This window comes from Anaerovorax odorimutans DSM 5092 (genome assembly GCF_000426305.1).
In the GTDB taxonomy this organism is placed as follows: Bacteria; Bacillota; Clostridia; order Peptostreptococcales; family Anaerovoracaceae; genus Anaerovorax; species Anaerovorax odorimutans.
The window spans coordinates 88,240-110,961 of sequence record NZ_AUFC01000008.1 but is presented as its reverse complement, the minus strand read 5'-3'; the positions used below and the strand labels follow the sequence as shown (position 1 = coordinate 110,961).

23 protein-coding genes are annotated in these 22,722 nt (G+C 34.7%); 21 read left to right on the top strand and 2 right to left on the bottom strand.

All coding sequences use genetic code 11. The annotated features are described in order from the left end of the window. Nucleotides 1–99 precede the first annotated feature (99 nt). Both K292_RS0104605 and K292_RS15985 read left to right on the top strand, forming a co-directional pair. Nucleotides 100–1,083, top strand: coding sequence for a GDSL-type esterase/lipase family protein (locus K292_RS0104605; protein WP_027398850.1), 984 nt, complete (start codon nt 100–102; stop codon nt 1,081–1,083). A gap of 32 nt (nt 1,084–1,115) precedes the next feature. Further along, entirely contained in the window at nt 1,116–1,604 is a 489-nt protein-coding gene (locus K292_RS15985; RefSeq protein ID WP_084145896.1) for a DUF4358 domain-containing protein, read from the top strand. On the opposite strand, the gene K292_RS15980 is transcribed toward K292_RS15985, so the two are convergent. Both K292_RS15980 and K292_RS0104590 read right to left on the bottom strand, forming a co-directional pair. Further along, nucleotides 1,601–2,161, bottom strand: coding sequence for an N-acetylmuramoyl-L-alanine amidase family protein (locus tag K292_RS15980; protein WP_037372499.1), 561 nt, complete (start codon nt 2,159–2,161; stop codon nt 1,601–1,603). The genes K292_RS15985 and K292_RS15980 overlap by 4 nt on opposite strands. Nucleotides 2,162–2,224: 63 nt before the next feature. Beyond that, nucleotides 2,225–2,932, bottom strand: a complete 708-nt coding sequence (locus K292_RS0104590) for a lysophospholipid acyltransferase family protein (RefSeq protein WP_027398849.1) — start codon at nt 2,930–2,932, stop codon at nt 2,225–2,227. A gap of 647 nt (nt 2,933–3,579) precedes the next feature. Between K292_RS0104590 and K292_RS15975 the strand changes: the two genes are divergently transcribed. The 19 genes from K292_RS15975 to K292_RS0104490 all read left to right on the top strand — a co-directional run bounded on the left by K292_RS15975 (nt 3,580) and on the right by K292_RS0104490 (nt 22,701). After that, a complete protein-coding gene (locus tag K292_RS15975) occupies nt 3,580–4,689 on the top strand; it encodes an ammonium transporter family protein (protein ID WP_084145895.1) in 1,110 nt (369 codons plus the stop codon). Between the two features lie 402 nt (nt 4,690–5,091). Beyond that, nucleotides 5,092–5,418, top strand: coding sequence for a hypothetical protein (locus K292_RS0104580; RefSeq protein WP_027398848.1), 327 nt, complete (start codon nt 5,092–5,094; stop codon nt 5,416–5,418). A gap of 286 nt (nt 5,419–5,704) precedes the next feature. Continuing rightward, complete coding sequence (locus K292_RS0104575; RefSeq protein WP_169515419.1) at nt 5,705–7,381, top strand: V-type ATP synthase subunit I; 1,677 nt, start codon at nt 5,705–5,707, stop codon at nt 7,379–7,381. Between the two features lie 116 nt (nt 7,382–7,497). Beyond that, nucleotides 7,498–7,983 carry a V-type ATP synthase subunit K gene (locus K292_RS0104570; RefSeq protein ID WP_037372496.1) on the top strand — a complete coding sequence of 162 codons (486 nt, stop codon included), beginning with the start codon at nt 7,498–7,500 and terminating at the stop codon, nt 7,981–7,983. 30 nt (nt 7,984–8,013) lie between these two features. Continuing rightward, nucleotides 8,014–8,574 (top strand): V-type ATP synthase subunit E, encoded by a 561-nt coding sequence (locus tag K292_RS0104565; protein ID WP_027398845.1) that lies wholly within the window; start codon nt 8,014–8,016, stop codon nt 8,572–8,574. 15 nt (nt 8,575–8,589) lie between these two features. After that, nucleotides 8,590–9,567 carry a V-type ATP synthase subunit C gene (locus K292_RS0104560; protein ID WP_027398844.1) on the top strand — a complete coding sequence of 326 codons (978 nt, stop codon included), beginning with the start codon at nt 8,590–8,592 and terminating at the stop codon, nt 9,565–9,567. Continuing rightward, the gene (locus tag K292_RS0104555; RefSeq protein WP_027398843.1) at nt 9,560–9,877 is read left to right on the top strand and encodes a V-type ATP synthase subunit F; all 318 of its coding nucleotides are present in this window, start codon (nt 9,560–9,562) and stop codon (nt 9,875–9,877) included. The genes K292_RS0104560 and K292_RS0104555 overlap by 8 nt, the downstream gene beginning before the upstream one ends. A gap of 24 nt (nt 9,878–9,901) precedes the next feature. Beyond that, the gene (locus K292_RS0104550) at nt 9,902–11,677 is read left to right on the top strand and encodes a V-type ATP synthase subunit A (RefSeq protein ID WP_027398842.1); all 1,776 of its coding nucleotides are present in this window, start codon (nt 9,902–9,904) and stop codon (nt 11,675–11,677) included. After that, nucleotides 11,674–13,050 (top strand): V-type ATP synthase subunit B, encoded by a 1,377-nt coding sequence (locus K292_RS0104545; RefSeq protein WP_027398841.1) that lies wholly within the window; start codon nt 11,674–11,676, stop codon nt 13,048–13,050. Before K292_RS0104550 ends, K292_RS0104545 begins: the two co-directional genes overlap by 4 nt. Nucleotides 13,051–13,056: 6 nt before the next feature. After that, nucleotides 13,057–13,719 (top strand): V-type ATP synthase subunit D, encoded by a 663-nt coding sequence (locus K292_RS0104540; RefSeq protein WP_027398840.1) that lies wholly within the window; start codon nt 13,057–13,059, stop codon nt 13,717–13,719. A gap of 322 nt (nt 13,720–14,041) precedes the next feature. After that, nucleotides 14,042–15,853, top strand: coding sequence for a translational GTPase TypA (typA, locus tag K292_RS0104535; RefSeq protein ID WP_027398839.1), 1,812 nt, complete (start codon nt 14,042–14,044; stop codon nt 15,851–15,853). Between the two features lie 139 nt (nt 15,854–15,992). Beyond that, complete coding sequence (locus tag K292_RS0104530; RefSeq protein ID WP_051280316.1) at nt 15,993–16,775, top strand: mechanosensitive ion channel family protein; 783 nt, start codon at nt 15,993–15,995, stop codon at nt 16,773–16,775. Nucleotides 16,776–16,808: 33 nt separating this feature from the next. Continuing rightward, the gene (locus tag K292_RS18480; RefSeq protein ID WP_156900470.1) at nt 16,809–16,982 is read left to right on the top strand and encodes a hypothetical protein; all 174 of its coding nucleotides are present in this window, start codon (nt 16,809–16,811) and stop codon (nt 16,980–16,982) included. 282 nt (nt 16,983–17,264) lie between these two features. Further along, on the top strand, nt 17,265–18,191 hold the full coding sequence (pyrB, locus tag K292_RS0104515) for an aspartate carbamoyltransferase (RefSeq protein WP_027398837.1): 927 nt from the start codon (nt 17,265–17,267) through the stop codon (nt 18,189–18,191). Nucleotides 18,192–18,202: 11 nt separating this feature from the next. Next, on the top strand, nt 18,203–18,634 hold the full coding sequence (locus K292_RS0104510; RefSeq protein ID WP_027398836.1) for an aspartate carbamoyltransferase regulatory subunit: 432 nt from the start codon (nt 18,203–18,205) through the stop codon (nt 18,632–18,634). Nucleotides 18,635–18,682: 48 nt separating this feature from the next. Beyond that, entirely contained in the window at nt 18,683–20,005 is a 1,323-nt protein-coding gene (locus K292_RS0104505) for a dihydroorotase (RefSeq protein ID WP_027398835.1), read from the top strand. Further along, nucleotides 20,005–20,922 carry an orotidine-5'-phosphate decarboxylase gene (gene pyrF, locus K292_RS0104500; protein ID WP_027398834.1) on the top strand — a complete coding sequence of 306 codons (918 nt, stop codon included), beginning with the start codon at nt 20,005–20,007 and terminating at the stop codon, nt 20,920–20,922. Before K292_RS0104505 ends, pyrF begins: the two co-directional genes overlap by 1 nt. Continuing rightward, nucleotides 20,922–21,797 (top strand): dihydroorotate dehydrogenase electron transfer subunit, encoded by an 876-nt coding sequence (locus K292_RS0104495; RefSeq protein WP_027398833.1) that lies wholly within the window; start codon nt 20,922–20,924, stop codon nt 21,795–21,797. Before pyrF ends, K292_RS0104495 begins: the two co-directional genes overlap by 1 nt. Further along, nucleotides 21,790–22,701, top strand: a complete 912-nt coding sequence (locus K292_RS0104490) for a dihydroorotate dehydrogenase (protein ID WP_027398832.1) — start codon at nt 21,790–21,792, stop codon at nt 22,699–22,701. Before K292_RS0104495 ends, K292_RS0104490 begins: the two co-directional genes overlap by 8 nt. The last annotated feature ends 21 nt before the right edge of the window (nt 22,702–22,722 follow it).

Genomic DNA, 22,722 nt, shown 5'->3' with positions numbered 1-22,722 from the left:
ACTTATATGGAGAAATGTTAACCTTTGTATTATAATTTAATAAATAACGATAAAATTTTATAAAAATCGACATTAAAATATAAAAAGGGGAAATCATCTATGACGGTAAATAACAGCAATTTTAAAAAAAATCATATAATGATTAAAAGAATTTTAATTATTATATTAATTATATCAATGAGTATATCCGGTATTTTTCTGACAGGATGTAATAATTCAGGAAAGGATGTAAAAACAAAGGATATAAAATTAAAAAATGAAAACAGTGTAATTGATAATGAGACTAAAAAAGATAATAAGAAAGATGTAAGCAAAGAAAATAGTGAAACAAAAAATAAGAATTCAAAATATGATAATATTAAAGATGATTATAATATATTGGCCAGCAGTATTATACCAAAACAATCAAGCAATGAAAATAGTAAAACCAATGAGAATAGTAAAACCAATGAAAACACTAAATCTAATGAAATTAATGAAGAAGAAAGCGTTCCTGCTTCTGTGACTCCAAAAGAGGATGATAGTTATTTTGATGATGCTTTGTTTATAGGGGATTCTAGAATGCAGGGGTTCATGCTTTATTCAGGGGTTTCTGCAACGGGATATACTGAATCTGGATTAGATGTTAACACGGTTCTTACTAAAGCTTTTGTTAAAAATAATGGACAAAGGCTTACAATTCCTGAAGCGTTGCAAATAAGTAAATTTGGTAAAATTTATATAAAATTGGGAATGAATGAATTAGGTTGGGTTTATACAGACAAGTTTATTGATCAATATGGAAAAGTAATTGATAAATTAAAAGAACTGCAACCGCAGGCTGTAATTTACGTAGAAGCAATATTGCCTGTTACAGCTAAAAAAAATGATGAGGGTACGTATGTTAATAATAATAGAATTTTAGAGTTTAATAACCTTATTGCTAAGATGACAGAAGATAAGGGTGTAAATTATATTGATGCAAGTTCAGCTGTTACTGATGATAATGGATTTTTGTATGAAGAAGCCACCACGGATGGAGTTCATTTAAATAAAAAATATTGTCAGCTTTGGTTTGAATATTTAAAGGAACATAAACAATAATAAATATTAAATTTGAGGTAAAAGAAGGGAAAATGAAAATGAATAAACTTAAGAAAATTGGCAAAATAATTACTGTTATTATGATTTTTGTATTGAGCCTATCTGCTTGCAGTGCAGATAAAAACACTACTGATTCTGAAAATATTGAGAAAACACTACCTCAAGAATTATTAGATAGTATAGATTTTGAAGATCAGCTTGAAAATGTTGATATGAAAGTTATTGAAACAATGTATGGCATAAATGAAGATCAAATATCCTCTTATAATGTTTTAATGTCCACAGGAGCTACAGCAGAAGAAATAGCTGTTTTCGGAATAAATAACAAGGATGATAAGGAAAAGGTAATAGATGCTCTTAAAATGAGAGTGGAAGATCAAAAATCTATTATGGAAAGCTATAAACCGAAAGAAATGGACAAATTAAATAAGGCTATTATTGAATCAAATGATAATTATGTAATTCTGTGCATTACTGGTGATGAAGATAATGCACAGAAGATAATAGGGAAATACTTTTAATATGAAATAGTTTCATATGGATCTGCAAATGGTATCTCAAAATACTCTGTAAGGGAATATACAAGATTTTTTGCGATGCCATTTATATTATCTTTAAGCCACGTAGCATCGTCATAATTATCATGGTAAGCTGTTTCCACTAACACAGCAGGGGCTTTGACCCGTTTTATTTCTCCTAAAGTAGTGTTTGGAATTACTGTTACTAATTCAGGATTTGGATATATGGATTTTAAATTATTGCTTATAATTTCGGCAGCCCTTTTAGCCGGAGAGTTATAAGCATAGTAGTATACGTCCGGACCTTGTAATATTCCCGTAAGGTTACTTGGTGAAAAATTTGAATGTAAAGCTAAATGTAGATCATAATTTCCTAAATTAGATTGCTCTACAATTTTATCCAAAGTAAACCCCGGACTGTTTCTTGTAAAATCAATATCTCCAGCTCTTAAGTACGGTACCATTGCATCAGCTATGAGATTCATATAGTATTCTTCATCGCCACCTATTACATATTTATTGTACTCTTGAACAGAAGGACTTAAATATATTGAAGGCATAACAAATAACACTCCTTTTTTCTTTTATAATATGAAAAAGAGGAGTGCATTGTGTCACTATATTTAATTAGATATTATATTAATAATTTGATCTCTCACTTCATTATGAAGATTTTTTTTCCTTTCTTTAGATAGTTCACAAGTTTCTATTGGAGGGAGTATAGTCAGTTTTACTTCAGCAGGATGAATCCAAAAACCGTGTTCTTCCATCACCTTATATGAACCATCAATGGCAACAGGTACAATAGGGGCTTCTGCACTTAAAGCTGACTTTAGAGCAGCAGGTTGAAATTCTCCAGGAGTACTGCCTTTACTTCGTGTTCCCTCTGGGAAAATTATTACTTGTAATCCGTTATCTATGAGTTCCTGAGCTTCCTTCATTATTTTTAATGATTGTCTCGCATTGCCTCTGTCTAAAAAAAGACAATGAAAATGTTTCATCCAGCTGCTTATCCCGGGAAGCCTTGAAAGTTCTAGTTTAGCAATAATACTTTTCGGTTTATCAAGCTTTGAAAGAAGAATAGGAATATCAAAGTTTCCTTGATGATTACTTACAATAAGGGCACCGCCCTTTGGAATGTTTTCCAATCCCTTGACTGTAACTTTTACACCTGCAAGAAAAAGTAAACGAGAAGCCCATTTGTGTACAACCTTATATATTAAATCTAAGGGAGCCTGATTTCTTTTTGTTTTAAAATTTATGTAAAGGCTGTAAGGCCAAACTAATATAAGATAAAGCCAAAAATATATAAACCATATTATAGTGCGCATATTAATTCCTTCTTATTCTAATTATTTTGTAGTCTTGTATATAGAAATTATTTTATCAGGAATATTTTATCAGTTTTTAAGAAAAAAGTCTAATTTTATTATCCACGTCTTCAGACTATTTTATCGTTGCAGATAGTATTCAATGATTACTACCTTGCAGCAACGCTGTTTTTATCATAGCAATTATTATTTCATGTTATATATTTTTAAGAGGTGAATCAATGATTATAACCATAAATAATAAAGCGCCCATATAGATGGGCGCATTGAAAACATATTAATGAAAACAATTTTTTAAAATTTCCGATTAAAAAACAGTTTAAGCTGCAATGGAGTAGTTGATTTGGGCAACTTCTAATATAATATATGATAAATTATAAATTTTGTGATTAATTGTGATTAGATAAAAAATAGATTCTTATATATATAAAATAAGATTGGAAAATAAAAAATAAAATACAGTAAGTATTTAAAACCTTAATTAAAATTCCTTTTATTATAAAATAACATGTAATTTAGAAAATTCAAAATTTGCTAATTTTTTACAAATATATTGACAAAAATAGAGGAATATAATAATATTTTGAAGGTTTAATAATAATTATATCTATTTACTAAAATTAAAAGAAAGGTTTAGGTACTGAAAAATGTTGTCTAGTAATACAAATGCTGTAGTTAACGGCACATCTGAAGTAATTCATCAAGTACAGCAATATGATTTTGCTATTGCCATACTTGCAATGCTGCTGTTAGGTTTTGGATTTTTAATGGTTTTCATTAGAAATTATGGATTTAGTGCAATTACGGGTACGTATATGTTGGTTGCAGCTGCTTTACCTGTTTACCTTGGATTGAAATCCATGGGAATTTTATCAGAAGAAGTAATAAAAGCAGATAGCGTAGAAGCTTTTATTTTTGCTGAATTAGCTGCGGCGGCAGGACTGATTGCAATGGGAGCCATTTTAGGAAGAATACGAGTTTATCAATATGCAATATTGGGTGCTCTTATTGTTCCTTTTTATATGCTTAATGAATGGCTTGTCTTAGATGGAGGATTAGGTATCACAGAAGGATTCGTAGATGCTGGCGGTTCTATTGTAATTCATGCATTTGGTGCATATTTTGGAATGGGTCTTATATTAGTACTGAATACAAAGAATAAAAATGTTAAAATTGAAAGTGATGCAACTTCTGACAGATTCAGTATGATCGGCTCTATGATATTATGGATATTCTGGCCGAGCTTTTGCAGTGCGCTTGTTCCTGAAGCACAATTTGGACAAACTGTGGTTAATGTAATTTTAGCTCTTTGCGGTGCCACCCTTTGTACATATATTACAGGTTCAATTTTACGTAAAAAAATTGCTATAGCAGATATTGCCAATGCTACCCTTGCTGGTGGAGTTGCAATTGGTGCAACATGTAATCTTGTGAGTCCAATAGGAGCGTTTATTGTTGGGCTGATTGCAGGAGCTTTATGTGTTATAGGATATGTATGTATTCAACCGAGACTACAAAGAATTTTTAAGACTATAGATACTTGCGGAGTTCATAATCTTCATGGTATGCCTGGTTTATTTGGTGGTTTATTTGCTATAGCAGTTGTTCCATCAGCTGCAAAGGCACAGATTATTGGTATTATATTTACCATAGTTTTAGCTTTGGTTGCAGGAGCAATAAGCGGAGTAATACTTAAGATTACAGGAACAAAAGAATTAGCATATGAAGATAGCGAAGAATTTTTGGAAGAAGAATAATAAATAAACTAATATAAATAAAAGCTTAATATTTTAAATAAAATGCGCCGTTTTGAATTTACATAATTCAATCCGGCGTGTTGTATTTTGGGGAAAAAGTGGACATTTAATATCGAAATTTTTATGAGAAAAGTCAAAACAATAGGTCATTGACAATATAAGGTAAATAATTTATTATTTAAATTGAGATGTGCTTTAGAATTAATACATACTGGGTGAGACCATAAAAAAACTGTGTTTTTTGTTGTATTTTATCTAAACAAAATGTTTTTTTCATATTTATATGAGAAGTCGGACGAAAATTTAATAAAAAATGATCTAACAAAAAAGAGGGTTATGTTCTAAATGAAGTGCATACTATACAATTTGCATGGCAAATTGCAAACAAGAGAGGTGATGGAAATGGCTTATGAGATCCTTAAAAGCATTGTAGAGGCTGAAGAACGAGCTGGTCAGATCGTAAAGCAGGCCAATGAAGACGCGGAAGCTTTGAAAAAGGATGCCCAGAAGCAAAGGGAAGTACTATTGCAACAGGTTCAAAAACAAGGAAAAGAACTGATGCAACTTGTTGCCAAACAAGCGGATGAAGAAAGTCGCGTCGAGATCCAGAGTATACAAAAAGATACGAAAGATACTTGTTTGAAAATTAAAGAGCGGGCAGCACAACAGAAAGATGAAGCTGTTCAGGCGGTAATTAGAAGGGTTGTGGCAGTATATGGCAGTCATTGAGATGCAAAAGCTTACTGTAATTGGTCTAAATAGTGGACGAACTCCTTTTATTCACGAATTAATGCATTTAGGTGTTGTGGAAATCAACTCACAGGAAGGTGTTGTGAATGATGAAGAATGGATGTCTGACATTTTTAGAACCAGTAACAGTGCGGATGTTTCACGTTTGGAGGCCGATATTTCCCGTGTTAGCACTGCGCTGGAGGCAATTAACCGCTACGATAAAGGAAAAAAACCTTTATTTCATACCCGTGAAGAGATTGGTCGAGGGAAATTTACAGATTATATGAATCGAACAAAAACAGAAACGGAGATGAATGTGGAGACAGCGGTTATGAGCTATAAGCAAATTGCTGATGGACAAAACGAAATCAATCGTTTAAAAGGTATTATTGCAGGTTTAAGACCATGGGAAAGCATGGACTTGCCATTACAAACGAAGGAAACAAAATATTCCGTAGTAATTCTTGGAACCGTAAATATTAAAACGAAGTTTGAAGAATTATTACAGGCTGTACTAGGAAAAGCTCCCTCAGCAGTAGTACAGCAGGTCAGTGCAGACGTGCAGCAGATTTATATCTCCATTATCTGCTTAAAAGAGGAACGGGATCAGGCATTTGAAGCTCTTAGAGAATTTGCATTTAATCCAGTTTCTTTTACAGAGCACTATGGACCTCCGAGGGAAGTAATGAAGCAATATGAAACACAAATCGAAGAGATTCAGCAAGGAATTAATGAAAAAGAGGCGTTACTAGCTGAATTATCGGGAGCAAAAAAGCAAATCGAATTTCTTTATGATAGTTTAAGCATGCATCGTGATCGGGCAAAAATCGTTGGTAATATGCTTAGTACAGAGATGGTATTTTATTTTGACGGTTGGATGCCAAAAAAAGCGCAGCCTGAGGTGGAAGCGCTATTGAAAGAATTTGAATTCTATTATGAGATTAACGAGCCTGAGTCAGATGAGGAAATTCCAGTTTGTCTTCAAAATGGTGGATTTTCTACTCCATTTGAAGCGGTTACAAATATGTACAGTTTGCCATCAAGGCATGACATAGATCCAACGAAGATTTTGGCACCGTTTTATTTTATATTTTTCGGTTTGATGCTCAGTGATGCAGCTTACGGTATAATTATTACGGTTGCCTGTTGGATTTTGTTAAAGAAGTTTAAGTTAGAAGGAATGACATATCGAATGATAAAGATGTTTTCCTTTTGCGGCATTTCAACTTTTTTCTGGGGTGTTATTTTTGGTGGATGGTTTGGAGATTTCTTCACCGTTGCGGGAAAAACCCTGTTTAATGTGGACTTTGTAATCAAGCCGATTTGGTTTGATCCGTTGTCAGAACCTATGAAATTATTGATTTTTTCCTTAATATTGGGTGGTATTCATTTATTTGTAGGTATGGGTATTCGCGCGTATATGTATATCAAAGAGGGACATCCTTTGGATGCATTGCTTGATATTGGTCTTTGGTATATTTTATTAATCGGTTTGGTTCTATTTGGATTAGGCAGCAGTGTAGGCCCTGCCATGGTTACGGTAGGCAAAGGTATGTCTATTGTAGGTGCAGCAGGTATTTTATTAACCGGTGGTAGAAGTAAAAAAGGTATTTTGGGCAAGGTTACAGGCGGTCTTGGTAGTCTATATGGTATTACCAGCTATTTGTCTGATGTTCTTTCTTACTCCAGGCTTCTTGCGTTAGGTTTGGCGACGGGTGTTGTTGCGAAAGTAATTAACACTTTAGGTTCCCTGGCAGGTGGCGGACTAAAGGGTGCAATAGTTTTACTGATAGCATTTGTGGTCGGTACAATATTCAACATTGCAATCAATGCATTAGGTGCTTTCGTACATTCTTGCAGATTGCAATATGTAGAGTTTTTTGGTAAATTTTATACCGGCGGTGGTAGACCATTTGTACCTTTTGAGAGAAAAACTAAATATATCAAGATACTTAAGTAAAAATCTAGTAAAAATTATTAATGTTAATACCTTTATGGTATTGATAACAAGTATTTAAGAATATATCAGGAGATATATTAACAAATTTCAAATATTGAGATAGGAGGAGAAGAATAATGGCTGAGAGTTTATTCAGTGGTGAATTTTTAGCGTTGGCAGGTGCAGCAATCGCTGCTCTAGCAGGTATAGGCAGCGCAATTGGTGTTGGCGTTGCAGGTGAAGCAGCAGCAGGCGTTGTTTCTGAGGATCCTAACAAATTTGGTCAGGTTCTGCTAATGCAGGCTTTACCCGGTACGCAGGGTATTTATGGTTTGCTGATCGCTTTCTTGGTAATGGTTAAGGTAGGTCTTTTGGGAGGCACCGGCATGATTGATTTAACAATGATTCAGGGTGCAGGCATTTTTGCGGCATCTTTACCAATCGGTCTTGTAGGTATTTTCTCCGGTATTGCTCAGGGTAAAGCGGCAGCAGCAGGTATTATGCTGGTTGGCAAGAAGCCTAGCGAGTTGGCAAAAGGTATGCTTTTCGCAGCGATGGTAGAAACCTACGCAGTATTGGCTTTGCTTGTTTCCTTCCTGATGCTCAACAGCATTCAGGTATAATAAACTTGAAAGAAAAGGAGGCGCACTCCTATGAATGACGGTAAAATAATCATCGATAAAATCATAGAGAAGGCAGAAGAGGAAGCGAAGGCGATTAAAGAGAAAGCCAATTTGGAAGCAGAAGCAATTATTAAGGCTGCAGAGGAAAAAGCGAAACGTGAAAGTGAAGCTTTAAAAAAAGACGCTGACATTGAGGCGGAAAAAGTAAAGTCGAAAGCTATTTCTGGTGCGGAGTTACAAAGAAAAATTACAATTTTACAAGAAAAGCAAAATTTGCTGGAAGATGTTATTGCTGAAGCAAAGAAACGTTTGAAAACGTTACCTGATGCTCAGTATGCAGAAACGGTAGGAATAATGCTTGATGGATTGGATAAAAAAAACGGTACAGAAATTATTGTTTCTGAAAGGGATAGAGAACGCCTGGCTCCAATTGTTAAGGAAAAAGGCTTTAATCTTTCTAATCAAAGCAGAGAGCTTGACGGTGGATTTATTGTGAAAAATGGAGACATTGAATATAATTATTCTTTTGAATCTATTATCGCAGTGGAGCAAGAAGAGATTAGACAAATAGCTGCAAAAATTTTATTTTAAGGAGGGGGATTATTGATGTCAAAAAATAAGATATACCCTTTCGCTGTAGCCAGTGTCCGTTCCATGGAAAACTCCTTAATGACAAAGCAGAAATTGATGCAGATGGCAGAAGCTAAAACAGTAGAAGAAGCTTTACGTATTTTGTCTGACAGCGCATACGGAAAAACGCAAATCAAAGATGTTCATGATTTTGAGCAGATGATTGGAAATCATTTAGAGGAAACATATCAGGCGGTTGCCGGCTTAATTCCTCAAGAAACATTTATTGATATTTTTCTGTATAAAAATGATTACCACAATATTAAGGTTCTCCTTAAGGAAGAGGTTTCAAAGGAAAGCGGTAAAAAGTTTTTGATACGAGGTGGTACAATACCACTAGAAACGCTACGAAAGAATTTACGGGAAAGAAACTATGTTGAGTTACCTAATATTAGTGGAGAAGCTGTGGAAGAAGCCGTTAGTATGTACGCAAAAACCCGAAACGCAAGATATATAGATACTATTTTGGATAAGGCTTGCTTTTCTACCATGGAAAAGGCGGCAAGTAAGTTGGAAAATCCCTATGTTTCTAAGTACGTTCAAATGTTGGCAGACCTTACAAACTTAAAGACTCTTTTGCGTATGAAGACGTTAGACAGAGATTTTCAGGTTTTTCAGGAATGTTTTGTTCCCGGAGGGAGTATTAGCTTTGAAGTGTTTTCCAGAGCGTTCCGCAGTGATTCTTCAGTGGCAGTCCTAAAGGAAACACCATATGGTTTACTTTGTGAAAGGTATATGGAACAAGGATTTACGGTTTTTGAAAAAGCTTGTGATGATTACCTTATGGAATATATCAAAGCTGCGAAATATAAAACCTTGACTCCAGAACCAGTTATGGCGTTTATATTGGCGAAAGAAACTGAAGCGAAGTCTATTCGCATTATTATGACATGTAAGATGCATAACATTGAAGCGGCTATTATAAAAGAAAGGGTGAGAGAAGCTTATGTCTAAAGTGGGTATTATTGGTGATAAGGACAGCATTTTGGGCTTCCTTGCCTTAGGAATTGATGTTTTCCCTGCATATAATGCAGATGAGGTAAAAAAAACAATTCATGGACTGGCAGAAAAAGACTATGCGATTATTTATATCACAGAGCAGGCTAGTTTAATGGCAAAAGATAGCATTGCGAAATACAAGGATTTTGAATTGCCTGCAATTATTGTGATCCCTGGTGTTGAGGGAAGCATGGGGCTAGGCATGAATGAATTAAGAGAATCGGCAAAGCGTGCGATTGGAGCGGATATATTATTTAGTGAATAAAAACGATTGTAGGTGAATGAGCATATGAAAACAGGCACAATAATAAAGGTGTCGGGTCCGTTGGTAGTAGCGGAAGGTATGAGAGACGCCAATATGTTTGACGTGGTACGTGTATCTGATAAACACCTTATTGGTGAAATTATTGAAATACACGGAGATAAAGCATCCATTCAGGTTTATGAAGAAACATCAGGCCTTGGACCCGGTGAAGAAGTTGTATCCACAGGGATGCCAATGAGTGTTGAATTGGGACCTGGATTGGTTTCTACGATTTATGATGGTATTCAACGTCCTCTGGAAAAGTTATATGAAGCCAGTGGTACGAATATCCAAAAAGGGATTGAAGTAAAATCCTTAGATCGTAAGAAAAAATGGAAATTTGAGCCTTCAAAGAAAAATGGTGATGCCGTAGAAGCTGGAGATATCATTGGTATTGTACAGGAAACGGCAGTGACTACCTGTAAAATTATGGTACCTTATGGATTAAAAGGTACCATAAAAGAAATTTATGTTGGCGAATTTACAGTTGAAGAAACTGTTTGTGTTATAACTAATGAAAAAGGTAAGGACGTAGCAGTAACAATGATGCAAAAATGGCCTGTACGTCGTGAAAGACCTTATAAAGTAAAAAAGACTCCTGACTCTTTGTTGGTGACAGGACAACGTGTTATTGATACATTTTTCCCTATTACAAAGGGTGGTGTTGCTGCAATCCCTGGACCTTTTGGTAGTGGTAAAACAGTAACACAGCATCAGCTGGCAAAATGGGCAGATGCGGATATCGTTGTTTATATTGGCTGCGGTGAGCGTGGTAACGAAATGACCGACGTTTTGAACGAGTTCCCTGAGCTTAAAGACCCCCGTACAGGAGAGTCTTTGATGCAAAGAACCGTTTTGATTGCAAATACCTCCGATATGCCCGTTGCGGCTCGTGAAGCATCTATTTATACAGGAATTACCATTGCGGAATTCTTCCGTGATATGGGTTACAGTGTTGCCCTTATGGCTGACTCTACTTCCCGTTGGGCAGAAGCACTTCGTGAAATGAGTGGTCGTTTGGAGGAAATGCCCGGTGAGGAAGGTTATCCTGCTTACTTGGGTTCTCGTTTGGCACAGTTCTACGAAAGAGCAGGTCGTGTTGTTAGCTTGGGTAGTGAAGAAAGAATTGGTACGCTGACAGCAATCGGCGCAGTATCTCCTCCCGGTGGTGATACCTCTGAGCCTGTATCTCAGGCTACATTGCGTATCGTTAAGGTTTTCTGGGGTCTTGATGCTTCTTTGGCATATAAACGTCATTTCCCTGCGATCAACTGGCTGACAAGTTATTCTTTATATCAGGATAGAGTTGATGAATGGGCTGATATTAACGTACATTCTAATTTTTCTGGTCATCGAATTGAAGCCATGAAATTGTTGCAGACAGAAGCAGAATTGCAGGAAATTGTACAGTTGGTTGGTGTTGATTCCTTATCCCATGGTGATAGACTGATTTTGGAAACAGCTCGTTCTATCCGTGAGGACTTCTTGCATCAGAACTCTTTCCATGAAGTGGATACCTATACCTCTTTGCATAAGCAGTATAGAATGTTAAAGCTGATTTTAACCTTCTATCATGAAGCACAGGCTGCAATTAAAGCAAACGTTCCCATTCAGAAAATTACAAATATAGATGTTGTTGAACGCATTGGTCGTGCAAAGTATGTAGAAGAGATGGATGTTGATAATAGTTATGATGAAATTGAAAATGATATTAAAGTAGAAATAAACGAATTAATCAGAAAGGGGGCAGATGAATTATGATAAAGGAATATAGATCAATTCAAGAAGTTGCCGGCCCCCTTATGCTTGTAACAGGCGTTGAAGACGTAAAATACGATGAACTTGGCGAAATCGAGCTGGCAAGCGGTGAAGTGAGAAGATGTAAGGTGTTGGAAGTAAACGGCGATACTGCTTTGGTACAGCTGTTTGAGAGCGCAACAGGGATTAACCTTGCTGAAAGTAAAGTTCGATTCCTTGGAAAAAGCTTGGACTTTAGTGTATCACCTGATATTTTAGGACGTGTATTCAGTGGTATGGGTAAACCTATTGATGGAGGTCCGGAAATTATACCAGAAAAACGCTTAGATATTAACGGTGCACCCATTAACCCGGCGGCAAGAGAATATCCAGCAGAATTTATTCAGACAGGAGTTTCTGCCATTGATGGACTGAATACATTGGTACGTGGTCAGAAACTGCCTATTTTCTCCGGTGCAGGTTTGCCCCATGCAAATCTAGCGGTACAGATTGCCCGTCAGGCAAAGGTACGTGGTACGGATTCAAAGTTTGCTGTAGTTTTTGCAGCAATAGGTATTACTTTTGAGGATGCCGAATACTTTATTAATGACTTTAAAGCCACTGGTGCCATTGATCGTTCCGTTGTATTTGTAAACCTTGCAAACGACCCTGCGGTAGAGCGTATTTGTACTCCTCGTATGGCATTAACCGCAGCGGAATATTTGGCATTTGAACAGGGGATGCATGTTTTGGTTATCCTTACGGATATTACAAACTATGCAGAGGCATTGCGTGAAGTTTCTGCGGCAAAGAAGGAAGTACCCGGTCGTCGTGGTTACCCAGGCTACTTGTATACTGACCTTGCAACTATGTATGAACGTGCTGGTCGTATGAAGGGTAAAGAAGGCTCTATTACAATGATTCCTATTTTGACCATGCCTGAAGATGATAAGACACATCCTATCCCTGACTTAACAGGGTATATTACAGAAGGTCAGATTATTTTGAGCCGTGACCTCTATAAAAAAGGTATTCAGCCACCAATCAATGTTTTGCCATCCCTTTCTCGTTTGAAGGATAAAGGTATTGGAAAAGGCAAGACCAGAGAGGATCATGCTGATACTCTAAATCAGTTATTTGCAGCTTACTCTCGTGGTAAGGATGCAAAGGAATTGATGGCAATTTTGGGTGAATCCGCATTATCCGATATCGATTTGATTTATTCAAACTTTGCGGATGAATTTGAAAAGGAATATGTTTCTCAGGGATTTAGAACTGATAGAACTATTGAACAGACTTTGGAAACCGGATGGAAATTGCTTAGTATGTTACCAAAGAGTGAATTAAAGCGTATTCGTGAGGAATATCTGGAAAAATATTTAGCAGACGGGGAGTGATGAGTCGTGGCTAGATTAAATGTCAATCCAACCCGTATGGAAATGTCCAGATTAAAGCAGCAGCTTAAGACGGCAACAAGAGGTCATAAGCTGTTGAAAGATAAGCTGGATGAGCTGATGAAGCAGTTCTTAAATATCGTGCGGGAAAACATGCGTTTGCGTGAAGAGGTGGAGAAAGCGTTGGAAAATGCTTATAGAGACTTTGTTATTGCTAGAGCTGTTTTAAGCGAAAGCGTTTTGGGTGAGTCTTTAATGATACCTCAGCAAACTGTTGCTGTAAAGGTTACAAAAAAGAATATTATGAGCGTAAATGTGCCTGTTTTTGATTTCCAGAAAGAAGAGAGCAGTGGAGATATTTATCCTTATGGTCTTGCTTTTTCTTCAGGTGAATTAGATAGTGCAATACTTTCGTTTTCTAATGCCATGGAACCTTTATTGCGTTTGGCAGAAAGCGAAAAAACTGCTCAGCTTTTGGCACAGGAAATTGAACGTACTCGTCGGCGTGTAAATGCCTTGGAGAACGTTATGATTCCAAACTGTCAGGAAACCATTAAGTATATAACCATGAAGTTGGAAGAAAATGAACGTGCTGGAACTATCAGAATGATGAAAGTTAAGGATCTTATTTTAAAAAAAGCATTGGAAGAAAAGAAAAAAAGAGAAGCGTAAATCGTTTCACAATGAAAAGCCCTTTGTAGAGAGACTACAAGGGGCTTTTCTAAATCTAGGGCACTACCCTAAACAAGGATATCATGTTTTAGTTTATTATCAATGGCACACAAGGCCGTGAAATCTTAGACTATAAAGGTATAAATATTACATTATAAATTAAAAAAATGCGGACATTTGCAATTTTTATTATATTATTGGTAAAAATAAAAACTGTTCAATTTGTACTTTTTCTGATATAATTAAAAGGTTGAATAGATAAATGTAAAAAAATGGCTTATAATAGATAAGTAAAGAAGCAAAAGAAAGCAGGAAATTCTCAATGAATAATAAACAAAAGATTATAAATATAGCAGTAATTGCCCATGTAGATGCAGGAAAATCAACGTTAGTGGATGCATTTTTATCTCAGAGCGGAGTTTTTAGAGATAACGAAGATGTAGTTGACTGTATTATGGATAGCAATGATATAGAAAGAGAACGTGGAATTACAATTTATTCTAAGAATTGTTCTGTTATGTATAAAGATATAAAGATTAATATTGTAGATACTCCGGGCCACGCTGATTTTTCATCGGAAGTAGAACGTATTATTAAAACTGTAGATACAGTTATTTTATTAGTTGATTCCAGTGAAGGCCCAATGCCTCAAACTAGATTTGTACTTCAAAAATCTTTGGAAATGAAGTTAAATCCCATACTTTTAATCAATAAAATAGATAAAAGAGATCAGCGTGCAATGGAAGTTGTTGATATGGTTTATGAATTGTTTATGGAACTTGATGCAAGTGATAAACAGTTGGATTTTCCGATTCTTTATGGTGTGGCAAAGCACGGAGTTGTAAAATATGAAATGGAGGATGATAATAATGATATTATTCCTCTTTTTGAAACTATTACAAAACATGTAGATCCATATCCCGATTATAACGATGAACCTTTACAATTACAAGTTTCAACCCTCGCATATGATGATTATATTGGAAGACTTGGCATTGGAAGAATATCAAAAGGAAAAATTAAGTCGGGAGAAGCTGTTACTGTTTGTCAGGCAGATGGCAGTATTGTACAAAGAAAAATTAATCAAGTTTTTGTATATAAAGGTCTTAAACGTATTCCTGTAGAAGAAGCAGAAAGCGGAGATATTGTTGTACTTTCAGGTATTGCGGATATATCAATCGGTGAGACTGTTTGTGATTTAGGAAAACCTCTACCAATGGAAATGATTCATATTGAAGAGCCAACGTTATCTATGAATTTTATGGTAAATAAATCACCATTTGCTGGTAAAGTAGGCAAATATGTTACTACAAGACATTTAAAAGAAAGACTTGAAAAAGAATTAGAGGTAAATGTTGGACTGCTTGTGGAGCCTTTAGAAGGTACTGAAGGATATAAAGTTTCTGGCAGGGGAGAATTACATCTTTCCATTCTGATAGAAAATATGAGACGTGAAAGTTATGAATTAGCAGTATCAAAACCTGAAGTTATAATGCACAGAGGTGAAAATGGAAAAAAATTGGAGCCTATTGAACAGGTTGTAATAAATGTTCCGGATGAATATTCAGGTACAGTAATTTCAAAATTAAATGTGAGAAAAGGTATTATGAAGAGTATGTCAGGGAAAGATGGATACTCAAGATTGGAATACTTTGTTCCCACAAGAGGACTTCTTGGATATAGAACAGAATTTATTAATGATACTAGGGGAGAAGGCACCATGGTAAGGCGATTTGAGTGTTTTGAAGAATATAAGGGAGAAATACCTCAAAGAACAAATGGTGCTATTATTGCACAGGAAGAGGGAGTATCCACACCTTATGCTTTATTTAATATAAGTGAGAGAGCAACCATGTTTATAGAACCGGGTACAAAAGTATATGAAGGCATGATTGTTGGAATGAACAGTCGAAATGAAGACATGGTAGTAAATCCATGTAAAGCAAAAAAAGCAACTAATATGAGAGCTGCAGGAAGTGATGATGCAATTAAATTGTCACCGCCAAGAGTGTTTACATTGGAAGAAGCACTGGAGTTTATTAACGATGACGAATTAGTGGAAATTGTACCTGATGATATAAGACTCAGAAAGAAATTATTAAAAGAATTAGAACGTAGAAGAAGTGGCAGATAGTCACTTCTTTTTTTCATACTTTTACTTCTTTTTTTTGAAATTTTCACTTACTTTTCTTAAAAACAACAAGTATAGATTGCACTTTTAGAGTAGAGTAGTGTATAATAAAAAAATATCTATTAGTGAAAGGAGAATAATTATGCCAGAGAAATATATGAACTTACTTATTAAAATTGGCATTGTAGCTCTTATTTTAATTGTAGGGTATATAGCTATAAAAATTGTGTGTAAAATTGTTAAAAAAGCTTTAGTAAAAAGCGGTCTTGATGAAGTTATTCATACTTTTATTATTAATTGTATAAAAGTAATTCTTTGGATTGTGGTTCTGATTACTGCACTTAGTAAAATGGGGATACCACCAACGGCTTTCCTTACTGTGCTTGGTGCTGCTGGAATTGCTGTTGCTTTAGCCTTACAAAACAGTCTTTCTAACTTTGCCGGCGGTATTCTGATTATTTGTACAAAACCTTACAGAAAAGGTGATTACATAGAAGATTATGAAACAGCTGGGAAGGTAGAAAAAATAGATTTGCTGTATACTACATTAATTACATTTGATAATAAAATAATTACTATCCCTAACGGTAAATTGGCAAATTCTACAGTTGTAAATTATTCTAAAGCAGAAAACAGACGTGTAGATTGTAATTTCCAAATCAGTTACGGTGATGATATAGACAAAGCAAAAGATATCCTGCGTTCAGTTGCAGTATCAAATTATAAAGTTTTTAAAGATGAAGATATTGTTATTGGAGTATCAGGACATAATGACAGTAGTATAGGTATTGATTTAAAAGTTTGGTGTAAGACAGAAGATTATTGGGATGTGAAATATTATTTAGAAGAAAAAGTAAAATTAGCTTTTGATGAAGCAGGTATATCAATACCATTCCCACAGTTGGATGTAAACTTAAAAAAATAAAATTAAATAACTTTAGAAACGGAGAATTTTATTATGAGTAAAGTAAGTTTGGTATTATATTATTGGATAACTATAGTCATAGCCAGTCTGATTGCTAAATTTGCTGGATTTGGTGACAGCAAAGAGGCAGTACTTAAGATGCTGATTGTAGTAAGTGTTTTGTATATAATAGCAGCTTTGACATATAACTCTAGACATAGGTCATAATAAATAAAAAAATAAAAATATAAATACTTAGGTACTTGACCTGAGTATTTTTTTATGATAATATATTGAAGATTTAAGCTAAATTTAGAAATTAGGAGGAGTAAACTATGGATAGGAATAGATATGATGTTACAAAATTAAAAAGATTACATGATTTACCGGTATTTTTGGATTCGTTTTATATCGGCAGTATTAGTTTCTCTTCTATTTCTTTTATTAATATTTGAAATTTATGTCTTCCTTTTTGGAAGACTTTTTTTATGTATGGAAGGAGTATACACGATGTTAAAAGGAAGAAGCTTATTAGAACCTATGGATTTTACAACAAGTGAATTAGAAGAACTTTTTCAGTTAGCCGATAAAATTATAGAGTGCCCTCAAAAATATACGAAGGCTTGTGAAGGAAAACTGATGGCAACATTATTTTACGAGCCAAGCACAAGAACAAGATTTAGTTTTGAAGCTGCCATGCTGCGATTAGGAGGACAAGTAATAGGTTTTTCTGAACCTAATTCCAGTTCAGTTGCAAAAGGTGAAAGTATTTCTGATACAATAAGAACCGTAGCATGTTATGTGGATTTAGCGGTTATGAGACATCCAAAAGAGGGAGCACCGAAAGTTGCTCATTTGAGTACAGATATGCCTGTAATTAATGCAGGTGACGGGGGCCATCAACATCCTACTCAAACTTTAACAGATTTATTGACAATAAAAAAAGAAAAAGGTCATTTTGATAATTTGACAGTAGGTCTTTGTGGAGATTTAAAATTTGGAAGGACGGTACATTCATTAATAAAGGCTCTTTCCAGATACAATAATATAAAATTTATACTTATTTCTCCTGAAGAATTAAGATTGCCTAATTATGTTATAAAGGAAGTTTTAATTAAAAATAATATAGAGTTTAAAGAAGTACAAAAAATGGAAGAAGTAATCCATGATTTGGATATATTATATATGACAAGAGTACAGAGAGAAAGATTTTTTAACGAAGAAGACTATATAAGGTTAAAGGATAGATATATACTAGACTTAGAAAAAATGAGATTAGCAAGAGAAGATATGATAGTATTGCACCCACTTCCAAGAGTTAATGAAATAGCAGTTGAAGTAGATAGTGATCCGAGAGCCCTTTATTTTAAGCAAGCAAAATATGGTATGTTTATTAGAATGGCTTTGATTATGAGTGTTTTAGGTGTAACTTGTTAGGAGGTAAAGAGATGGTAGTAATTAATAGTATTGAAAAGGGAATTGTTATAGACCATATTAAGGCAGGCTTTGGTGTAAAGATTCTTGATTATTTAAATATTGACGCATCAAAGGGTACAGTGGCATTTATAATGAATGCAACAAGCAACAAATATGGAAGAAAAGATGTTATTAAACTTCAAAATTTAGATGATATCGATTTAGCGGCATTGGGACTAATTGATAATCAAGCCACAGTAAATATTATTGAAGATCATATTATTAAAAAGAAGATTAAACTTGAACTTCCTAAGACAGTAACAAACGTAATTAAATGTAAAAATCCACGTTGTGTTACATCTGTAGAAACAAATGTACCACATGTTTTTCATCTTATTGACGAAGAAAATAAAGAATACAGATGTGAATATTGCGATGAGATAGTTACTATGAACAGTAAGTAAAATGGATAATGTACATCATAAGAAAGAGAAGTAGAGGAGTAGCAGAAAATGAAGTTATGTATAAAAAATGGTTTGGTTATTGATCCTGTAAAAGGAACTCAAGAAATCAGTGATATTTGGATTAATAATGGAGTTATTGTTGATCCCATGGATGATAATGATGTGAAATTCATTGATGCAGAAGGAAAATGGGTTGTTCCCGGTTTAATTGATTTGCATGTCCATTTCAGAGAGCCGGGATATGAATATAAAGAAGATATAGCCAGTGGTTGCAGGTCAGCAGCCAGAGGTGGATTTACTACAGTATGTTGTATGCCTAATACCAATCCGGTAATAGATAACGAAAAAATTGTCTCTTTTGTAGATAATAAAGCTAAAGAAGCATCATTAATCAATGTTTTTCCCATAGGTGCGATTACTAAAAATCAGGAAGGAAAACAATTAGCTGATTTAGATGAAATGAACAAAGCAGAAACAAAATGTAAAGAATTATTGGGTCATGGAATTTGTGCAATAAGTGAAGACGGAAAGTCAGTAATGGATGTAAACTTGATGGAAGAAGCTATGAAAAAAGCAAAAGAATTAAATCTTCCTATATTTGATCATACAGAAGATCATACTTTAACCGGCGGTGTTATGAATGAGGGCTTGGTGTCATACGGGATGAGTTTGCAAGGTATTCCAAGAGAGGCAGAAGAAAACATTGTAAAAAGAGATATCGAGCTTGCAGCTAAAGTTGGCTGTAAATTACACTTATCACATATGAGTACAAGAGGAAGTGTGAATTTAATACGTGAAGCAAAGAAGCAAGGTATTAAGATTACTGCAGAAACAGCGCCCCATTATATTTCAATGACTGAATGGGAAATAGTAAACCAGCAAATTGTAGCAGAAAAACCACTGGCAAAGACAAATATGAAAATGAATCCTCCGCTGAGAACTAAAGATGATATGCTTGCCTTAAGAGAAGCACTGAAGGATGGCACTTTGGATGCCATTGCTACAGATCATGCGCCTCACAGTGAAGAAGAGAAAGCTTTACCTTTTGAAAAGGCACCATTTGGTATTATTGGCCTTGAAACGAGTTTCCCTATAAGTTACACTTATCTAGTAAAAACAGGGATATTATCTCCACTGAAACTTATTGAAAAAATGAGCTCAAATCCGGCAGAGATATTAGGATTAAAAAGAGGTAGTTTGCAAGTTGGTTATGCAGCAGATATAGCGATAATTGATATTGAAGAGAAATATATGATAGATCCGAAAGAATTTTTATCAAAAGCTAAAAATACACCATTTACAGGAATTAATGTATGGGGTAAGGCTGAGTATACCATTTGTAATGGTGAAATTGTTTGGGAGGCAAAATAATGATAGATAGATTGTTAGAAAAGATTATAAAATTTGAAAATCCAACAGTAGTAGGTCTTGATCCTACTTATGTGATGATACCTGATATGATAAAAAAAGAGATGCTTGAAACATACGGAAAAACACCAAAAGCTGCAGCAGAAATGTTTATAAAGTTCAATAAAGGAATTATTGATGGAATCTGTGATATAGCTCCAGCAGTCAAACCTCAGATTGCCATGTATGAACAATATGGATTAGAAGGATTAAGAGCTTACTTAGAGACTATAGATTATGCCAAGAAAAAAGGCTTAATTATTATAGGCGATATTAAACGTGGAGATATTGCATCAACAGCAGCGGCTTATGCCGGACATATCGCAGGAATTTCTATTGAAGATGAATATTTTGATCTTTGGAAAGAAGATGCCGTAACTTTGAATCCTTATTTAGGATTTGATGGTATTGAGCCTTTTATAAAGCCTTGTAAAGAATTGGACAAAGGTCTTTTCATTTTAGTTAAGACAAGTAATCCCAGCAGCGGTGAACTTCAGGATTTAAAAGTAGAAAATCTGGATAAAACTTTTTATGAACAAACTGCTGATTTAGTTTCAAAATGGGGAGAACTTGCGATGGGCAAAAAAGGTTACAGTAAAATTGGTGCAGTTGTAGGAGCTACTTATAAAGAGCAAGGGGAAGATCTTAGAAAAAGATTGCCTCATACCTTCTTTTTAGTGCCCGGTTATGGAGCTCAAGGCGGCAAAGGTAAAGATTTAAAAGGTTTTTTTGACAAGGATGGACTAGGCTGTATTATAAATTCTTCCAGAGGAATTATTGCAGCGTATAAAAAAGATTCACGATATAATGAAATGAATTTTGCTGATGCAGCAAGAGAATCAGCAAAAGAAATGAAAATAGATTTACAGGGGGCAATTTAATGAGTTGCTTTGAAGCAAAGAAAAAAGTAGTAAAAGCTAAAATAGTTGAAAATACAGAGATTGCAAAAGACATATACAAAATAGTATTAAGAGCCAAAGAGGTTACAAATGGTGCAAAAGCAGGGCAGTTTGTAAACGTATATCTAAACAATAAAAGTCTGTTATTACCAAGACCAATAAGTATATGCGAATTGGAAGGTGATAATATAACATTGGTTTATGGAGTTGTGGGGCAGGGAACAAAAGAACTCTCTTCATATACTGAGGGTGAGGAAATTAAACTTTCCTCAGCAAACGGAAATGGTTTTAATTTAGAAGATATGGATTGTGTTTTATCTGATAATAAGGATAAAGTTGTATTGCTTGTGGCTGGCGGAATTGGTGTTCCTCCAATGCTTGAACTAGCAAAAACAATCAGAAAAAAAGAAGATGATGAATACAAGCGTAACAGGATAAGATTGATTGCGGTCATAGGCTTTAGAGAAGAACCTTTTTTACAAAGAGAGCTGCAAAATTACTGTGATAAAGTTTATATTGCTACTGATAATGGAAGTGTTGGATTTCATGGCAATGTAGTTAAACTTATTGAAAAAGAAGATATTCAAATAGATTACTGTTATTCCTGCGGACCAAAAGTTATGCTGAAGGCATTAACAAATTATTGTATAGAGGAAAAAATTCAAAATAAACAAAAGGTAATTCCATTGCAAGTATCTATGGAAGAACGTATGGGATGCGGTTATGGTGCTTGTGTAGGCTGCATATGTAAAATCAAAGAAAAAGATATTGAAAATAATTGTGAAAAAATCGTGTTGAAAAAAGTATGTAAAGATGGGCCTGTATTCTTTGGAAATGAGGTGGTTTTTGATGAGTAAGTTAGATTTAAAAGTAAATTTGTGCGGTGTAAAATTAGAAAACCCAATTACCACAGCATCAGGAACTTTTTCAGCAAGAGAAAGCGGTGCGTATTATGATATCAATGAACTTGGAGCAGTGATAACAAAGGGTGTCGCCAGTGTTCCTTGGGATGGAAATCCTACACCAAGAATCGCAGAGACTTATGGAGGTATGATTAATGCAGTTGGTCTTCAAAATCCGGGAATTGATTATTTTATAAAAGAAGAAATACCTTATTTAAAAAATTTTAATACGAAAATTATTGTAAATGTAGCAGGAAGGACTATAGAGGAATATTGCTCAGTAGCGGAAAAATTAAATGATACTGATATAGATATGATGGAAATAAATATTTCTTGCCCAAATGTAAAGGAGGGCGGAATTGGATTTGGAACAAGCACTGATATGGCAGCGAAAGTAACTAAAGGTGTTAGGGCAGTTTCTAAAAAACCCATTATTATTAAACTAACTCCAAATGTTACAGATATTACAGAAATTGCAAAAGCAGTAGAATCTGAAGGTGCGGATTGTGTTTCTCTCATTAATACCTTACTTGGTATGAAGATAGATGTTAACAGAAAAAGACCGGTTGTATGTAACAAAATGGGAGGATTCTCAGGACCTGCAATTAAACCTGTTGCCGTAAGAATGGTTTATCAGGTAAGAAAAGCAGTTAATATTCCTATTATTGGATTAGGAGGTATTATGACAGGTGAGGATGTCGTAGAATTTATTATGGCAGGAGCAGATGCTGTTTCAGTTGGAACAGCTGCGTTGATTAATCCAACTGCGCCGGTAGACATTTTAAAAGAATTAAAGATATATATGGAAAAACATGGATTTAAAACTATTAGGGAAATAAGAGAAGCCTTTTGTGAATAGATATAGATTAAAAATTAAGGA

Coding starts and splice junctions, on each gene's coding strand:
- K292_RS0104605 (WP_027398850.1), top strand. CDS start 100: ATGACGGTAAATAACAGCAATTTTAAAAAAAATCATATAATGATTAAA.
- K292_RS15985 (WP_084145896.1), top strand. CDS start 1,116: ATGAAAATGAATAAACTTAAGAAAATTGGCAAAATAATTACTGTTATT.
- K292_RS15980 (WP_037372499.1), bottom strand. CDS start 2,161: ATGCCTTCAATATATTTAAGTCCTTCTGTTCAAGAGTACAATAAATAT.
- K292_RS0104590 (WP_027398849.1), bottom strand. CDS start 2,932: ATGCGCACTATAATATGGTTTATATATTTTTGGCTTTATCTTATATTA.
- K292_RS15975 (WP_084145895.1), top strand. CDS start 3,580: ATGTTGTCTAGTAATACAAATGCTGTAGTTAACGGCACATCTGAAGTA.
- K292_RS0104580 (WP_027398848.1), top strand. CDS start 5,092: ATGGCTTATGAGATCCTTAAAAGCATTGTAGAGGCTGAAGAACGAGCT.
- K292_RS0104575 (WP_169515419.1), top strand. CDS start 5,705: ATGAATCGAACAAAAACAGAAACGGAGATGAATGTGGAGACAGCGGTT.
- K292_RS0104570 (WP_037372496.1), top strand. CDS start 7,498: ATGGCTGAGAGTTTATTCAGTGGTGAATTTTTAGCGTTGGCAGGTGCA.
- K292_RS0104565 (WP_027398845.1), top strand. CDS start 8,014: ATGAATGACGGTAAAATAATCATCGATAAAATCATAGAGAAGGCAGAA.
- K292_RS0104560 (WP_027398844.1), top strand. CDS start 8,590: ATGTCAAAAAATAAGATATACCCTTTCGCTGTAGCCAGTGTCCGTTCC.
- K292_RS0104555 (WP_027398843.1), top strand. CDS start 9,560: ATGTCTAAAGTGGGTATTATTGGTGATAAGGACAGCATTTTGGGCTTC.
- K292_RS0104550 (WP_027398842.1), top strand. CDS start 9,902: ATGAAAACAGGCACAATAATAAAGGTGTCGGGTCCGTTGGTAGTAGCG.
- K292_RS0104545 (WP_027398841.1), top strand. CDS start 11,674: ATGATAAAGGAATATAGATCAATTCAAGAAGTTGCCGGCCCCCTTATG.
- typA (WP_027398839.1), top strand. CDS start 14,042: ATGAATAATAAACAAAAGATTATAAATATAGCAGTAATTGCCCATGTA.
- K292_RS0104530 (WP_051280316.1), top strand. CDS start 15,993: ATGCCAGAGAAATATATGAACTTACTTATTAAAATTGGCATTGTAGCT.
- K292_RS18480 (WP_156900470.1), top strand. CDS start 16,809: ATGAGTAAAGTAAGTTTGGTATTATATTATTGGATAACTATAGTCATA.
- pyrB (WP_027398837.1), top strand. CDS start 17,265: ATGTTAAAAGGAAGAAGCTTATTAGAACCTATGGATTTTACAACAAGT.
- K292_RS0104510 (WP_027398836.1), top strand. CDS start 18,203: ATGGTAGTAATTAATAGTATTGAAAAGGGAATTGTTATAGACCATATT.
- K292_RS0104505 (WP_027398835.1), top strand. CDS start 18,683: ATGAAGTTATGTATAAAAAATGGTTTGGTTATTGATCCTGTAAAAGGA.
- pyrF (WP_027398834.1), top strand. CDS start 20,005: ATGATAGATAGATTGTTAGAAAAGATTATAAAATTTGAAAATCCAACA.
- K292_RS0104495 (WP_027398833.1), top strand. CDS start 20,922: ATGAGTTGCTTTGAAGCAAAGAAAAAAGTAGTAAAAGCTAAAATAGTT.
- K292_RS0104490 (WP_027398832.1), top strand. CDS start 21,790: ATGAGTAAGTTAGATTTAAAAGTAAATTTGTGCGGTGTAAAATTAGAA.